The sequence below is a fragment of the Proteus sp. G2674 genome, assembly GCF_009915195.1.
GTDB lineage: Bacteria > Pseudomonadota > Gammaproteobacteria > Enterobacterales > Enterobacteriaceae > Proteus > Proteus mirabilis.
The window spans coordinates 1-15,273 of the sequence record NZ_JAABLS010000014.1 but is presented as its reverse complement, the minus strand read 5'-3'; the positions used below and the strand labels follow the sequence as shown (position 1 = coordinate 15,273).

The following is a 15,273-nucleotide window of genomic DNA, read 5'->3' as shown; positions in this document are numbered from 1 at the left end:
ATATAAAAGAAACCAAATATCATTTAGATAAATTTACTTAGGAAACAACTGATAGAGCAAATTCGGGAAAATATCATCTTCAGATTAGAGTTCTATATTCTGTCAATAATGCTAACCTCAACTGAAAACAATGATACTTTATCTTTACTATTAGCATTTTTTTAGACAAACTTTGTCTATACAATAGACAAATTTGATGTTTATCAGGGAATTACTATGACAGCCTTACCACGAAAAAATATGTGGCAGATTGTCCTTACTATCATTTTAGTAGGAATAAATTTACGCCCTTTTTTAACCGGGCCTGGCCCTGTTATTGACAATATTATTGCTTCAACAGGCATGAGCTATAGCCAAGTCTCATTACTCACGTTATTACCCATGATTTTAATGGGAGTCGGTGCTTTGGTTGTGCCCTTTTTACAACCTTATATTCAAGCTCGTAGAGGGCTACAAGTTGCGATGCTTATCTTATTATTAGCATCGTTTTCTCGTGCCTATGTTTCTGATGGTGATCAATTACTTATTACTGCTCTATTTTGTGGTTTAAGTGTCGCTTATATCCAAGCGGTTTTCCCTGGCATCATCAAAGCGTGGTTTGGACAGAAAACTCCCATTATGATGGGTCTCTACTCAGCTATGCTAATGGGAGGAGGTGCATTAGGTGCTCAGTTATCCCCTGTTCTTACGGCATCTGATGGCAATTGGCAACAGGCTCTTGCTTGGTTTGCGTTACCCGCGAGCGTCGCATTAGTTGCTATTACGCTATCAATTAAAAAGAATATTTCCGAAACCAATAAACTGCCACTTAATACATTGATTTGGCGACCAAGAACAGCCTTATTAATTGTTGGATTTGGATTTGTTAATGCCGGCTACGCTTCGATGGTGGCATGGTTAGCTCCCTTCTATCAATCATTAGGTATGCCAAGTGCACAAAGTGGCTCATTAGTTGCTATTTTGTCACTTTTTCAAGCATCAGCAGCATTAATTATTCCATTTCTTGCTGCCAAAAATCATGATCGCCGTTTTTGGCTACTTTTAACACTGACAAGCCAACTTATTGGATTTTTAGCGCTGATGACAATGCCAATGAGTGCCCCTTATCTATGGAGTATCTTTTTAGGCTGTGGGTTGGGTGGTTGTTTCTCAATGATGATGATTGCCGCATTAGATCATGTTCCTCATCCATTACACGCAGGAGCACTATCAGCCTTGATGCAAGGTGGCGGATTTATTATTGCCTCTTTTGGGCCGCTGATCGCAGTATGGCTACAACAAGATGATGGTAGTTTTACCTATGCTTGGGCTTTTCATGCTGTCTTAGTGATATTAACTATGGGATTATTTGCACGGTTAAATCCTCATAATTATAATAAGGCCTATCCTACTAGCCATATATTGACAGATTAGTGATAAAAATAAGCATTATAAGGCATCTGTGTCATTCACTCAGATACCTTATAAAAAGCACATTAATTCTGTTGATAAATATCTGGGACATCAGTGATCAACATATCGACTCCCCATGCTTCAAAATCTTTCACTTCTTTAGGATCATTGGGGGTGTAACAATAAATTTCATAGCCAGCTTGTTTCAACATAGCCGCTTGTTGCTGCGTTAAATATTGATAATTACAATGCACGCTAAACCCCTCTATAGCTTGTAAAGTTTCTAGTGCATTATCAGGAATATCATCCCATAGCTGTCCTCGACGAATGGCGGGCAGATAACGTTTCATCACCATTAATGCGTGAGTATCGAAAGAGGAAAACAGGATTTGTTCGTTAGGGATATCTGCGCTTTTTATCATTTCAGATACCGCTAAACATAAGCGCTCTACATCATCATCAGGCCATGTTTTAAGTTCGATATTGAGCTTAGTGCCTGAGCGCTTTATCAACTGCAAACCTTGTCTTAGTGTGGGAATTTTTTCCCCTTGATAAAGTGAACTAAACCAACTGCCTGCATCAAGGCGGTGTAAATCATCCAAACTATGAAAGCGCACCGCACCTTGTCCATTCGTGCAACGATTAACCGTCTTGTCATGGATCAGTACAGGTACATGATCTGCCGTTAATTGCACATCGGTTTCAATCCATTCACACCCAAAATCAATTGCCATTTTAAATGCAGCTAATGTGTTTTCAGGTGCCTTTCCAGAAAATCCTCTATGAGCGGCTATTTTCATTTTTCTCTCCTTATTCGTTGATATCGCCATCATGACAACCATTTATGACAGCAATTTGACAGTCACACCATCAACATATCTTCATTTAATTGTCACCCATTTGTCATAAAGAACGCTTAGGGTATTTCTTAAATTAGATTGCGCCTTTCGTATTTAAATAAAAAGGAAATTTTACATGTCGATTAAATCCTTCAGTACGCTTGCCATAGCAATAGCATTATTTACTTCACCAACCTACGCAAAAACCGAAATAGAGTGGTGGCATGCCATGGGGGGCGCCTTAGGCCAAAAAGTCAATCAAATCGCCTCAGACTTTAATGCCAGCCAATCAGAATATGTGATAAAACCTGTCTATAAAGGAACTTATCCAGAAACGATGACCAGTGCTGTTGCTGCGTTTCGAGCCAAAAACCAACCTGCGATTGTTCAAGTGTTTGAGGTGGGAACCGCAAGTATGATGGGAGCTAAAAAAGCCGTTTTTCCTGTTTACCAATTAATGGAAAAAACCAACGAGCCATTTGATCCTAATAGCTACCTCTCGACAGTTACCGCTTATTACACCACCAGCGATGGTAAGATGATATCTCTGCCTTTTAATAGCTCAACGCCCGTACTTTATTACAACAAAGCACTCTTTAAACAAGCAGGCATAGAGCAACCTCCTAAAACATGGAAAGAGATGGGGGCAGTCTCTCAGAAACTACTTGATGCTGGCGTGAAATGTGGTTTTACCACCACTTGGCAATCATGGACCCAAATAGAGAATTTTGGCGCTCGTAATAACTTACCTATCGCCACCAAAAATAACGGCTTTGATGGAGCTGATACCTCATTTTTATTTAATCAGGCACCGTTTGTTGCTCATATCCAACGCATGGCGGATTGGTCTAAATCCGGTATTTTTAAATATGGTGGCCGCCAATCTGATGCTATGCCGCTATTTTATACTCAAGAATGCGCCATGGTGATGGAGTCATCTGCAGGCTTTGCGGGTATTAAAGAGAATATGAAAGGCATTGATATTGGTGTTAGCCAATTGCCTTATGACGATACTTTAGTTGATAAACCAGCTAATAGCATTATCGGAGGTGCCTCATTATGGGTAATGGCAGGTCGTCCTGATGCTGAATATAACGGTGTCGCTAAATTCTTTACCTATCTTTCTAGTCCTGAAGTACAAGCAGATTGGCATCAAGCAACCGGTTATTTACCTGTGACGAAAGCCGCTTATGCATTAACACAACAACAGGGGTTCTATCAGCAAAATCCTGGTGCTGATACGGCTATTTTACAAATGACCACCTCTGACTCTACAGCAAACTCAAAAGGCTTGCGCTTTGGTAACTTTTTACAAACGCGAGAAATCGTCGATGAAGAATTAGAAAAAGTGTGGTCAGGCAAACAGAGCGCACAAACCGCCTTGGATAATGCGGTTAAACGGGGAAATGAACAACTACGCCGATTTGAACGCACTCAGTAAGGTATTTGGTATTCGGCGAACATCAATAAGTGTTCGCCTGTTATTTTGTCAGATCTCTGGATACAGTATGGCTTCCCAATCCGTTTACTTTAAACAAAAATGGTTACCTATCGCGCTGATCTTCCCTCAATTAGCCATTACTTTAATTTTCTTTATTTGGCCGGCTGGACAAGCATTGTTGCAATCTTTTCAGTTAGAAGATGCTTTTGGCCTTAGTCGTGAATTTGTTGGTTTAGAAAATTTTCAGCGCTTATTTAATGATAATTATTATTTTGACAGCTTAATCACCACGCTTATTTTTAGTACCAGTGTTGTATTACTTTCAATGTTATCTGCGGTTATTTTAGCGGGTATTGCTGAGCAAATATTACGGGGTAAATTGTTTTACCGCACAATACTTATCGCTCCTTATGCTATTGCTCCTGTTATCGCAGGTTTTCTCTGGTTGTTTATGCTCGATCCTACCATTGGTGTATTAAGCCGAGTATTAAACAAAATCGGTATCAATTGGGATCCGGTCTTAAATACATCTCATGCAATGTGGATGGTCATTTTAACCGCCACATGGAAACAGATAAGCTATAACTTTCTGTTTTTTCTTGCCGCGTTACAATCTGTGCCTAAATCGTTGCTAGAAGCAGCAGCCATTGATGGCAGTGGTCCAATTAAACGTTTTATTACCATTAGTTTGCCATTAATTTCGCCGACAACTTTTTTCTTATTGGTGGTTAATTTTGCCTACGCCTTTTTTGACACCTTTCCCATCATTCATGCTATGACCCAAGGTGGCCCCGGTAATAGCACCTCAACATTAGTTTATAAAGTGTATAACGATGGATTTGTTGGATTAGATTTAGGCTCATCAGCGGCACAATCGGTTATTTTAATGTTGATTGTTGCCATATTGACCATTATTCAATTTCGTTATGTTGAGAAAAAGGTGGCTTACTAATGGTTGAACGTAGACCTCTCTTCCACGCTTTTTGCCATCTTATTCTGATTGTTGGCATTCTTTCTGTAGCATTTCCGGTATGGATCGCTGTTGTTGCGACTACCCACCAAAATACCGAATTTGCCACAGGCTCGCCTCTTTGGTTTGGTCAGGAGGGTATCGAGGTTTTTAAAACGCTCTTTTCATCAGCGGGAACGACTCAAAATAGTGCAATTACCATTAATGGTATGCTATTGAACTCTTTAGTTATGGCGTTAGTGATCACTATTGGTAAATTGGTTATCTCTATTGCCTCCGCTTACGCCGTGGTGTTCTTTCGTTTTCCTGGCAGAATGCTGGCTTTTTGGACAATCTTCTTTACCTTGATGCTCCCCGTCGAAGTGCGGATCATGCCGACCTTTGAGGTAGTGACAAATCTTAATATGTTGAACTCCTATGCAGGACTGACCATTCCACTGATTGCGAGTGCAACGGCTACATTTTTATTTCGCCAATTTTTTCTTACCATCACCCCAGAGCTGATTGAAGCGGCCAAAATTGATGGTGCAGGGCCAATAAAATTTTTCTTTACTATTTTATTGCCTTTATCTCGTACCAATATTGCCGCACTTTTTGTTATCACCTTTATCTATGGCTGGAATCAATATCTTTGGCCAATGCTTATCACCACAGATACTCAGTACTACACCATTGTCATGGGCATCAAACAGATGGTGGCCGTATCTGATGGCGTGATTGAGTGGAACAAAATTATGGCAACCACTTTAATTGCAATGTTGCCACCTGTCTTTATCGTCATTTTGATGCAAAGAGCCTTTGTTAAAGGCTTTGTTGATACGGAGAAATAATATGACTACCGTAACACTGACTAATTTAGAAAAACGTTATCCTAATGGTTATCAAGCAATTTCCACGCTCAATCTCTCTATTGAGCAAGGCGAAATGGTGGTTTTAGTAGGGCCTAGTGGTTGTGGAAAATCAACACTACTGCGCATGATAGCGGGATTAGAAACCATCACAGATGGCGATTTACTGATTGATAATCGACGCGTAAATGAACATGAGCCTAGTGAGCGAGATATTGCGATGGTTTTTCAAAATTATGCCCTCTACCCGCATATGTCTGTCTATGACAATATGGCGTATGGTTTGCGTAATCGAAAAGTCCCCAAAGCTGAAATCATAGCCCGAGTCGATCGCGCTGCTCACATGCTAGAAATAAGCCATTTACTGGATAGAAAACCTAAAGAGCTTTCTGGTGGACAACGCCAACGCGTTGCCATGGGCAGAGCGATTGTCCGTGATCCCAAAGTCTTCTTATTTGATGAACCGCTCTCTAACCTTGATGCCAAACTACGCGTACAAATGCGTCTTGAAATCAAAAAGCTGCAGCAAAAATTAGCCACTACTTCTGTTTATGTCACTCATGATCAAGTGGAAGCCATGACCTTGGCGGATAAATTAGTGGTACTAAACCAAGGTCATATAGAACAAGTTGGCTCCCCCTTAGAGATTTATGAAAGCCCTGCTTCTGTATTTGTGGCAACATTTATGGGATCACCGGCGATGAATATTTTAACCACTCATATCAATCGCGGTATTATTGAAATTGCGGATGGTCATCTTGCTATTTCTGCCCACTCATTACCTAATGGTGAGATCCAACTAGGATTACGTCCTGAACATTTGCTCATAAATCAACAAAATCCACTGTTTCATGCTAATGTCGATTTTATTGAAGCTTTAGGGGCTGATGTTTTAATTTACGCCACCACTTGTGACCAACAATCTATTGTTATTCGAGCCACAAACGATCATGGTGTTAATGTGGGTAATAGAATAGGTGTTGCTATTTATCCAGAAAATCTACATTTTTTTGATCGACAAACCCAAAAACGGATTGAACGTCCTACCATGTTGTTAAGTGAACGATTAGTCTCTTAATTTATTCTCACTGTGATTCATTTTCAGTTTAATCTTAATAGCAATGTTTTTAGCATTGCTATTATTTTTTCATTGATGAGAAAACACACATAACATCAATATACTTAACACTGAAAATGTATAAAGTAGATTATTTTGATGCTATCCATTGCGATTAATCTTTGCTAAAAGAGAAATGATAAAAAATTTACAACATATTAAAATTTAATAAAAATTTTACAATAAACACCTTCAAATCCATTTTAAAAACTATGATTACTTACATTAATAAAAGTACACTTATTAAGGATTTTAATATTTTATATAATAAGTTTAAAAATAGAAAAATACGCATTTAAAATAATAAAAATAATTTTTTATAGCAGTAGAATAATATAATTGGAATATCCGCATATTGCACCACTAGATAAGCACTGCTATTCTTTTGCTCGCATTTAATGTGCAACTAATAATATTAAACTGCTAAGCAGAAAAGGACTTAATTGATAATGAAAATAAAACTACTTGCGACAGTGATGGTATCCACGGCATTACTCTCTGGCTGTAAAAATCTTGATACTTCTATGTTAGCGCAATCAGGTACACAACTTTTCCAAGCGGCAACATTAAGTGATGACGATGTCAAAGCGCTAACTAATGATGCATGTAAAGAAATGGATGCTAAAAACAAAATTGCACCTGCAAATAGTAACTACACTAAACGCTTAAATAATATCGCGAAAGCGTTAGGTAATGAAGTTAATGGTACTCCAGTAAACTATAAAGTTTATCTCACTAAAGATGTCAATGCATGGGCGATGGCTAACGGCTGTGTGCGTGTTTATAGCGGTTTAATGGACATCATGACTGACAACGAAGTGGAAGGTGTATTGGGTCATGAAATGGGACACGTAGCATTAGGCCATACACGTAAAGCAATCCAAGTAGCACATGCCACCGTTGCGGCACGTACCGCGGCCTCTTCAGCGGGGGGAGTAGCAGCACAATTAAGTCGTTCCCAGTTAGCAGAAATGGGGGAAAAACTGGTTAATGCCCAGTTCTCTCAACACCAAGAAACACAAGCTGATAACTTCTCTTACGATCTGCTGAAAAAACGCGGTGTCAATACTTCAGGCTTAGTGACTGGCTTTGAAAAATTAGCTAAATTAGGTGGTAGTGATTCAAGCATGTTTGATTCTCACCCACCATCAAAAGAGCGTGCTGACAATATTCGTAACCGCATTGCCGAAGATAAAAAATAAACTTTATCGCCCCTATATTTAACCATATGGGGGTTTTCTTTATGCTTTTTCCTTGTGGCGAAAACGATTTGCAACATCAGCTAAAAAGCGTTTAATTGCCAGCCTTTCATTTTGATCATACTGTTCAAATAAGGTTATCCATTTTGCCTGAGATTGTTGATGTAACAATTCATGAGCGTGAAACAGCTTTTCCCCTTCAGTGGTTAAAATAAAAAATATCTCTTTTTGGTTATCCGCTAATTTTATTTTCTCAATAGCGCCTTTACTCTGTAAGCGACGACAAATTTTTGAGACTGCCCCACGTGTCATTGCCATATAATCACTGATCGTTGTGAGGTTGCGCATACTCTCTTCACCAATGCAATGGATCACATGAAGCTCTGTGAGTGAATAATTTTCTAACCCCTTCTCTGCTAATACTTTCTTATGGCCTTCATCATTATTCGCTTCTTTTAAATGCAACAATTCACTTAAACCATTAAGCAATTCCTGTGTGGTTACTTGCTGTTTTGTCATTTTGTTTCCTTGGAAAAAATATTTTAAAAAATAATACCAAAACTATTTACAACAATCAAAATATCGCTATTATCTATTTTGTTTCCATGGAAACAAAATTAAGAGGCAATATAATGAAATTATCAATCCGTAGTCTGTTTTACCTTGTTTGCTTTAGCGCTTTATTAGGCTCTCTAGCACAAAATATTTATACTCCTGTACTGCCATTGATCCAGCAGCAATTTAATACCACATTATCACTGGTTAACCTTACGGTATCAGCTTTCACTTTTGCTATGGCTGTTATGCAGTTATGTTATGGTTCATTGATTGATAAATGGGGCAGAAAACCTATTTTGCTCAGTGGGTTAACGATTTCAATTATCGGCGCACTTATTTGTATATGGGCTAATTCTATTAATCTATTAATTTTTGGACGAGTGATCCAAGCCATAGGTATCGCTGCCATCCCTGTTGTTGCAGCAACTATTTTAGGTGATCTCTATCAAGGGAATGAGCGTGCTAAAGCAATGGGAAGTTATCAAATGTTGCTAGCATTAGCTCCAGCGAGTGGTCCTTTATTGGGCGGCTATTTAGCACAACATTATCACTACCAGAGTATTTTTGTTTTCTTAAGTATAGTGGGACTTGTTTTGCTGATTGCCCATCTGTTTTATTTACCTGAAACTCGCCCAGAACAAAAACAGTCCGTTAAAAGCTTATCTGCTATGCGACAAGTGCTCGCCGCCCCAGAGGGTAAATCTGTTTTTGTGATAAGTTTTATGGTGTTTTATAACTACTTCTGTCTATTAGTATTTTTACCTTTAATTGCTTTTCATCTTTATCACTTAAATAGCAGCGAAATTGGTGGGCTTTATGTTCCTATGTCCATTGCACTGGTGTTAGGCAGTTATCTTTACCGTAAGGTTTGTCATTTATTTAGCGCTGAATATGGTGTGATCATAACTTCATGTATAAACCTTGCCATGTTGTCGTTATTTGCCCTATTTTGGCAAATCTCATTACCAATAATGTTAATATTAACGGTGTTATATGGTCTCTCTTTAGGATTAACTATGCCTACACACACGACCTTATTAACCAGCCACTTTAGTTCAGTAAGAGCAACGGCAATGGGTATTTATAATTTTATCCGCTACTGTGGTATGGCAGCAGGGCCTATGGTCGCAAGCTATTTTGTCACCGATAATCATTATCAATATGTCTTTTATTCTTGTGTGATCTTAACAAGTTTGGCATTGTGTTTTGCCATCAAAACGCTACTTTCCACATTAAAACAACAACAACAAACCATCGACTAACAGGACATTTGATGAAACTAACCATTGAAAATCTGCCGCAGCTTTCAGCACAAGATAAAATAGATTTAGGGAAAATTTGGCAAGATAGTGAGTACCAAATGGCACTCACTGCACCAATCACCACAGAGCATGCTCTTTTTGTCGCCCGTTTTAACGGGCGATTACTAGCGGCTTGTCGTATAAAATACCGAGCAAAAACAGCGCTTATCAGTGATTTTATGGTAAGAGAAGTGACTCGTCGCCGTGGTGTTGGGCATTACTTACTAACACAATGCCTTAAAAAAAATCCAACCATTACACATTGGCAAGCTTTATTGAAAACAGGGCAAATCAACGATCCTGTAGCACAGGCTTTTTTAGCGCATCATCATTTTACTACTTCATTACAGGCTGATACTTATGATTATTTCTGCAATGATAAAGCATAAAGCCTCGCTACATTATAAGCGGTTTCCTGTAAGTTTTGCTCAGCATTATCAAAGGCTTGTTGTAAAGTGGCAACACCGGGCAGGATAGAGAAAACCGCATCAATCCCCTGCTGATGAACCACATCATAATCCGGTAAATAACCACCAACTAACGCAATCACTGGGCGATGGTATTTTTTAGCTAATTTAGCAACACCTATCGGGGTTTTACCTTGCGCCGATTGGCTGTCCATTCGCCCTTCGCCAGTTATGACCAAATCTGCATCGATTAACTGTTTTTCTAATTCAACAGCGTTAGCAACCAAATCAATACCTGGTGAAAGTGTTGCTTGCGTAAATGCCAGCAAAGGCAGAGCCAATCCTCCTGCCGCACCACTTCCTGCAATATTGATAAGAGTGCGTTGTGTCATTTTCTCAAGATAAGTACCAAAATGGTGTAGTGCGCTATCCAGTTGCGCAATATCTTGTTCTGTCGCCCCTTTTTGTGGGCCAAAGACTTTTGAAGCCCCCAATTCGCCACATAATGGATTAGTTACATCACAGGCGATCTCTATATCAACAGAGGCAAGTTTTGGATGTAGTTGATTGATATCTATAGAATGAAGTTGACTTAATGCATGTCCACCAAAAGGCAGAGATGTTCCAGACTTATCTTTAAGACCAAGACCGAGCGCTTGCATCATACCTGCACCGCCGTCATTTGTGGCACTTCCTCCTAAGCCTAAAATGATCTTTTTAACCCCCAAATCTAGTGCGGCACAAATTAACTCACCGGTACCATAACTCGTCGTTAAATTGGGATTGCGTTGAGATGAAGGGATAAGATGAAGACCTGATGCCTGTGCCATTTCAATCACGGCAGTAGTATTATCGCCTAACACTCCCCAAGTGGCTGTTACCTGTTTACCTAATGGATCACAAACTGGCGTTGTGATAAAACGACCATGGGTAGCATCAACTAATGACGTTACTGTACCTTCACCGCCGTCGGCCATAGGAATACAACAATAATCAGCATCAGGTAAATAACGTGAAAAGCCTTGTTTAATCGCCTCTGCCACCTCTTTGGCACTTAAGCTCTCTTTAAAAGGATCTGGGGCGATAACTATTTTTATCTCTTTCACGTCATGTTCTCCGCGTATAAAAAAAGCGATATATCAATATCGCTTTTATATCATACTCTACAATCAGAGAGGTTGGATTGGCTTTAAAATGTGATTAATCTTCAATCGCTAAACGCAATTTTTTCATCGCATTTTTTTCTAACTGGCGAACTCGCTCAGCAGAAACACCATATTTATCTGCAAGCTCCTGTAAAGTTGATTTATTATCATCTTCTAACCAGCGAGCGCGGATAATGTCTTGGCTACGTTCATCCAGTGTTTTTATCGCTAAAGTCAGTCGGTCAGCCGCATGGTTATCCCAGTTATCTTCTTCAATACCATCAGCAAAGTCAGAAGATTTATCTTCTAAGAACAGCACCGGAGCTACAGGATGTGAGTCATCACTATCATCAGCACTCATGTCAAATGCCATATCTTGTGCCGACATGCGAGATTCCATTTCACGCACATCGCTCTCAGAGACCCCAAGCTCTTTCGCGACTAGCTCGACTTCATCTTGGTTAAACCACCCTAAGCGTTTTTTGTTTTTTCTTAAATTAAAGAACAGTTTACGCTGTGATTTCGTTGTCGCGACTTTCACGATACGCCAATTACGTAACACATATTCATGAATTTCGGCTTTGATCCAATGCACGGCGAAAGAAACCAGTCTAACCCCAACTTCAGGGTTAAAGCGGCGCACCGCTTTCATCAAACCAATATTACCTTCTTGGATAAGATCCGCCTGAGGTAAACCATATCCTGAATAACTGCGAGCAACATGAATAACGAAGCGTAAATGAGAAAGGATCAGCGTTTTCGCTGCTTCCAAATCGCCCTCGTAATGCAGCCGTTCAGCCAGTTCCTTTTCTTCCTCTGCCGTTAACATCGGATAGGAATTGGCTGCACGGATATACGCTTCAATGCTGCCTTGCGGAACCAATGCTAAGGATTGCATTTCTTTTGTCATTCAAATCCTCATGAAAATCAAATAGATAATTAATATTAATACTGTATGGTGAGCAGGAAGAACCTTCTAATAGTACTTAACAGGTCATCGTTGGTGGTAGATATTATGTTTTTACAACATTATTGACCAGCATAAAGACTAAAGGTTCATATCGCATCTATGTTTACATATCTTTGTACTTTACCAAGCAAACCGCAAATTCATCTATTAAAAATAGTACTCAATTCATCTAGGTTAAGTGTAGAACATTATTATGCCAAAGATAGGGGTTTGATAAAATGGCAAGGTTGCCATAATAATGCAACCCGCCATAATAAAAAGGAAAAAAGGGACTAATATGGCTATTCTGGTGTGAATTGACGTAAATGTTGCATGGTGGTCAACCAAGCAGCAAACCAGCCAATGGTCATCGAAACGAGGATCAAAATAACCGATTCATCAAAACCTAATCCAGATATTGAGAAAGTCGTTCCAAATACGGTCGCCGCTTGCGTAACGACATCAGATAACTTCCATACCAATAATGCAGAGAAAATAATCGCAAAAATAGCCCCGATAAAGCCGAGTACTAAACCCCAATTTAAAAAGGGACGCATGATAAAGCCATCAGTAGCACCAATTAATTTCATCACATTAATGGTATCACGACGACTGAAAATATTAAGACGAACACTATTACCAATAACCAATAGCAGTGCCACAATCATTAAGCTACCGATCACCATTGCGATTTGTCCAACTAATGAGGTTAAAGTAGATAACCGAGTAAACCAGCTATCGTCCATTCTCACTTCGTCAACACCGGCAATATTTGCCACTGCATCACGCAAATTAACCATTAATTGCTCGTCATTAGGAACCATAACAGGAGTCACAATCGCGACAGCGGGTAATGGATTTTCTTCTAGCATATCTAATGCGCTACTAAATCCAGACCATGAGCGAAACTCCACTAATGAATCTTGACGAGAAAGATAATTAACCTCTTCAACTTTATCTAATGCCTCGATATTTTTTATCGTTGCCTGCGCTAAGCTGTCATCTAGAGATTTATCAAGATAGACCGTCAGTTGCGGAGTGGGATACCACTGCTCTGCGGCTGTTGATACATTTTTCCAGACAATGTAACAGATACTAGGTAGTGTTAATGAAATCGCTACTACCATCACCGTTAAGAAAGAAGAGAGGGGTTGGCGTAAAAAGTCTGCCATGGTATTACGCCATGCATAACGCCACTGCTCACGGCGTCCACCACGTAATGCTTTTGTTTTCGCTTTTGGTGTTGGCATTGCCTTACGGGAGTGTTTTCCTTTAGCCATTTTGTCCTCCCACCATACGCCCTTGACCTAAGGTTAGAATACGGTAATTCCTGCGCTCTACAAGTGTCATATCATGCGTTGCCATTAACACGGTAACCCCCACGCGATTAAACTCTTCAAACAGACGCATAATGCCTTCTGAAAGTTCACCATCAAGATTCCCTGTTGGCTCATCAGCCAATAACACCGTGGGTTTATTCACAACAGCACGAGCTATTCCCACTCGTTGCTGTTCCCCCCCTGAAAGCTGGATAGGGTAATTTTTCGCTTTATCAAGTAGTCCGACTTTATCCAAGGCGGCTGAAACTCGGCGTCGAATATCCTCTTCACTTGCGCCTGCAATAATCAAAGGTAGAGAGACATTGTCATAAACCGTTCTGTCCATCAGCAAATGGTGATCTTGGAAGATCATCCCTATTTGACGACGTAGAAAAGGGATCTCACTATTTTTTAGCCTACTGATATCATGACCAGCAAACCAAATAGCGCCATCACTTGGACGTTCTATGCCACAAATTAATTTAAGCAATGTACTTTTACCAGCACCAGAATGTCCGGTTAAAAAAGCCATCTCACCAGGGCGAAGATGAAAATCAACCCCCTGTAATGCTTGTCTTCCACCTAAATAAGCCTTGCTGACGTGTTCGAAGCGGATCATTACAACTACTCCTCGCGGGCAAACAGAGCCTCAATAAAATCGTCGGCCTTAAACGGACGTAAATCCTCAATACCTTCACCGACGCCGATATAGCGAATAGGAATACCAAACTGATCAGCGATAGAGAAGATAACGCCCCCTTTTGCAGTACCATCCAGTTTCGTCAAGGTTAATCCTGTCAGCCCAACCGTTTCATTAAACAGTTTTGCTTGGCTAACAGCATTTTGCCCTGTACTGGCATCGAGTGTCAGCATCACTTCATGTGGTGCTTCCTCGTCTAATTTTTTCATTACACGGACGATTTTTTTCAGCTCTTCCATTAAATGAGATTTATTTTGCAATCGTCCCGCGGTATCCGCAATCAGAACATCGACACCTTTTGCTTGCGCCGATTGAATAGCATCAAAAATAACCGATGCTGGATCAGCCCCCGTATGCTGAGCAATAACAGGGATATGATTACGCTCACCCCAAACTTGTAGTTGCTCAACCGCCGCTGCACGGAAGGTATCTCCTGCAGCTAACATCACCGATTTACCTTCAGCTTGGTATTGGCGGGCTAACTTACCGATAGTGGTCGTTTTACCGACCCCATTAACTCCGACCATTAAAATGACAAAAGGTTTTTTACCTTCAATATTTAATGGTTTATCCACTTTATTTAAAATATCGCCCATCTCTTCACGCAACTTACCATAAAGAGATTCAGCATCTTTGAGATCTTTACGACTAGCATGCTGAGTCAAACTGTTAATGATCTTGCTAGTGGTATCCATTCCCACATCGGCAATTAACAACTGCTCTTCTAACTCTTCGAAAAGCTCGTCATCAATTTTCTTACCGCGGAATAGCCCCATAAAACCGGAGCCTAAATTTTGTCGTGTTTTTAATAATCCCTTTTTCAAGCGAGAGAAAAAGCCTTCTTTTTTCGGTCTCTCTTGCTCTACGGGTTTATCGACTAATACCTCTTCGCGTAACGCGACAATATCTTCCGCTTCGGCTTGTGCTTGTGCAATACGCGCTTTTTCTTCAGCTTCAGCTTCTTGGCGTGCTTGTTCAGCTTCTTGCTGTGCTTGACGTTGGGCTTCTTCTTCGGCTAAACGAGTCTGCTCTGCACGTTCAGCAGCTAATCGTTCTGCCTCTGCTCTTTGCGCTTCTTGGCGTGCTTG

Annotated in this window: 15 protein-coding genes; 8 read left to right on the top strand and 7 right to left on the bottom strand. The window is 40.1% G+C overall.

From position 1 onward, the window contains the following. The first annotated feature begins 216 nt into the window (after window positions 1–216). The gene (locus GWI58_RS06245; protein WP_004248890.1) at window positions 217–1,413 is read left to right on the top strand and encodes a cyanate transporter; all 1,197 of its coding nucleotides are present in this window, start codon (window positions 217–219) and stop codon (window positions 1,411–1,413) included. A 62-nt stretch (window positions 1,414–1,475) separates the two neighbouring features. Here GWI58_RS06245 and GWI58_RS06240 read toward each other — a convergent pair whose 3' ends face one another. Further along, window positions 1,476–2,192 (bottom strand): glycerophosphoryl diester phosphodiesterase, encoded by a 717-nt coding sequence (locus tag GWI58_RS06240; protein ID WP_004248889.1) that lies wholly within the window; start codon window positions 2,190–2,192, stop codon window positions 1,476–1,478. A 175-nt stretch (window positions 2,193–2,367) separates the two neighbouring features. Between GWI58_RS06240 and ugpB the strand changes: the two genes are divergently transcribed. The 5 genes from ugpB to GWI58_RS06215 all read left to right on the top strand — a co-directional run bounded on the left by ugpB (window position 2,368) and on the right by GWI58_RS06215 (window position 7,809). Then, window positions 2,368–3,672 carry a sn-glycerol-3-phosphate ABC transporter substrate-binding protein UgpB gene (ugpB, locus tag GWI58_RS06235; RefSeq protein WP_161769004.1) on the top strand — a complete coding sequence of 435 codons (1,305 nt, stop codon included), beginning with the start codon at window positions 2,368–2,370 and terminating at the stop codon, window positions 3,670–3,672. 67 nt (window positions 3,673–3,739) lie between these two features. Next, window positions 3,740–4,624, top strand: a complete 885-nt coding sequence (gene ugpA, locus GWI58_RS06230; RefSeq protein ID WP_004252723.1) for a sn-glycerol-3-phosphate ABC transporter permease UgpA — start codon at window positions 3,740–3,742, stop codon at window positions 4,622–4,624. Continuing rightward, a complete protein-coding gene (ugpE, locus tag GWI58_RS06225) occupies window positions 4,624–5,472 on the top strand; it encodes a sn-glycerol-3-phosphate ABC transporter permease UgpE (RefSeq protein WP_012368825.1) in 849 nt (282 codons plus the stop codon). The genes ugpA and ugpE overlap by 1 nt, the downstream gene beginning before the upstream one ends. Window position 5,473: 1 nt before the next feature. Beyond that, complete coding sequence (gene ugpC, locus GWI58_RS06220) at window positions 5,474–6,568, top strand: sn-glycerol-3-phosphate ABC transporter ATP-binding protein UgpC (RefSeq protein ID WP_020945134.1); 1,095 nt, start codon at window positions 5,474–5,476, stop codon at window positions 6,566–6,568. 488 nt (window positions 6,569–7,056) lie between these two features. Continuing rightward, window positions 7,057–7,809, top strand: coding sequence for a M48 family metallopeptidase (locus tag GWI58_RS06215; protein WP_094959953.1), 753 nt, complete (start codon window positions 7,057–7,059; stop codon window positions 7,807–7,809). A 39-nt stretch (window positions 7,810–7,848) separates the two neighbouring features. Here GWI58_RS06215 and GWI58_RS06210 read toward each other — a convergent pair whose 3' ends face one another. Then, entirely contained in the window at window positions 7,849–8,325 is a 477-nt protein-coding gene (locus tag GWI58_RS06210; protein WP_110229727.1) for a MarR family transcriptional regulator, read from the bottom strand. Window positions 8,326–8,438: 113 nt separating this feature from the next. On the opposite strand from GWI58_RS06210, the gene GWI58_RS06205 reads away from it, so the two are divergent. Next, window positions 8,439–9,626 carry an MFS transporter gene (locus GWI58_RS06205; RefSeq protein ID WP_110229726.1) on the top strand — a complete coding sequence of 396 codons (1,188 nt, stop codon included), beginning with the start codon at window positions 8,439–8,441 and terminating at the stop codon, window positions 9,624–9,626. Window positions 9,627–9,637: 11 nt separating this feature from the next. Next, window positions 9,638–10,054, top strand: coding sequence for an aspartate 1-decarboxylase autocleavage activator PanM (panM, locus tag GWI58_RS06200; RefSeq protein ID WP_094959951.1), 417 nt, complete (start codon window positions 9,638–9,640; stop codon window positions 10,052–10,054). Here the strand turns inward: panM and GWI58_RS06195 are convergent. From GWI58_RS06195 to ftsY, 5 genes are all read right to left on the bottom strand, one after another. Continuing rightward, entirely contained in the window at window positions 10,030–11,178 is a 1,149-nt protein-coding gene (locus GWI58_RS06195; protein WP_036919694.1) for a glycerate kinase, read from the bottom strand. The genes panM and GWI58_RS06195 overlap by 25 nt on opposite strands. Window positions 11,179–11,272: 94 nt before the next feature. Then, window positions 11,273–12,127, bottom strand: coding sequence for an RNA polymerase sigma factor RpoH (gene rpoH / locus GWI58_RS06190; RefSeq protein ID WP_004245383.1), 855 nt, complete (start codon window positions 12,125–12,127; stop codon window positions 11,273–11,275). A gap of 341 nt (window positions 12,128–12,468) precedes the next feature. After that, on the bottom strand, window positions 12,469–13,446 hold the full coding sequence (gene ftsX / locus GWI58_RS06185; RefSeq protein WP_161769003.1) for a permease-like cell division protein FtsX: 978 nt from the start codon (window positions 13,444–13,446) through the stop codon (window positions 12,469–12,471). Continuing rightward, window positions 13,439–14,104, bottom strand: a complete 666-nt coding sequence (gene ftsE / locus GWI58_RS06180; protein WP_004245385.1) for a cell division ATP-binding protein FtsE — start codon at window positions 14,102–14,104, stop codon at window positions 13,439–13,441. The genes ftsX and ftsE overlap by 8 nt, the downstream gene beginning before the upstream one ends. A gap of 5 nt (window positions 14,105–14,109) precedes the next feature. After that, window positions 14,110–15,273 (bottom strand): signal recognition particle-docking protein FtsY (gene ftsY, locus GWI58_RS06175; protein ID WP_161769002.1); only part of this gene is annotated, 1,164 nt, incomplete at its 5' end.

What these genes read in the sequence shown, in the direction of transcription:
- ftsX (WP_161769003.1), bottom strand. Translation starts at nt 13,446, where the DNA reads ATGGCTAAAGGAAAACACTCCCGTAAGGCAATGCCAACACCAAAAGCG.
- ugpA (WP_004252723.1), top strand. Translation starts at nt 3,740, where the DNA reads ATGGCTTCCCAATCCGTTTACTTTAAACAAAAATGGTTACCTATCGCG.
- GWI58_RS06240 (WP_004248889.1), bottom strand. Translation starts at nt 2,192, where the DNA reads ATGAAAATAGCCGCTCATAGAGGATTTTCTGGAAAGGCACCTGAAAAC.
- panM (WP_094959951.1), top strand. Translation starts at nt 9,638, where the DNA reads ATGAAACTAACCATTGAAAATCTGCCGCAGCTTTCAGCACAAGATAAA.
- ugpC (WP_020945134.1), top strand. Translation starts at nt 5,474, where the DNA reads ATGACTACCGTAACACTGACTAATTTAGAAAAACGTTATCCTAATGGT.
- GWI58_RS06215 (WP_094959953.1), top strand. Translation starts at nt 7,057, where the DNA reads ATGAAAATAAAACTACTTGCGACAGTGATGGTATCCACGGCATTACTC.
- GWI58_RS06245 (WP_004248890.1), top strand. Translation starts at nt 217, where the DNA reads ATGACAGCCTTACCACGAAAAAATATGTGGCAGATTGTCCTTACTATC.
- ftsE (WP_004245385.1), bottom strand. Translation starts at nt 14,104, where the DNA reads ATGATCCGCTTCGAACACGTCAGCAAGGCTTATTTAGGTGGAAGACAA.
- rpoH (WP_004245383.1), bottom strand. Translation starts at nt 12,127, where the DNA reads ATGACAAAAGAAATGCAATCCTTAGCATTGGTTCCGCAAGGCAGCATT.
- ugpE (WP_012368825.1), top strand. Translation starts at nt 4,624, where the DNA reads ATGGTTGAACGTAGACCTCTCTTCCACGCTTTTTGCCATCTTATTCTG.
- GWI58_RS06210 (WP_110229727.1), bottom strand. Translation starts at nt 8,325, where the DNA reads ATGACAAAACAGCAAGTAACCACACAGGAATTGCTTAATGGTTTAAGT.
- ugpB (WP_161769004.1), top strand. Translation starts at nt 2,368, where the DNA reads ATGTCGATTAAATCCTTCAGTACGCTTGCCATAGCAATAGCATTATTT.
- GWI58_RS06205 (WP_110229726.1), top strand. Translation starts at nt 8,439, where the DNA reads ATGAAATTATCAATCCGTAGTCTGTTTTACCTTGTTTGCTTTAGCGCT.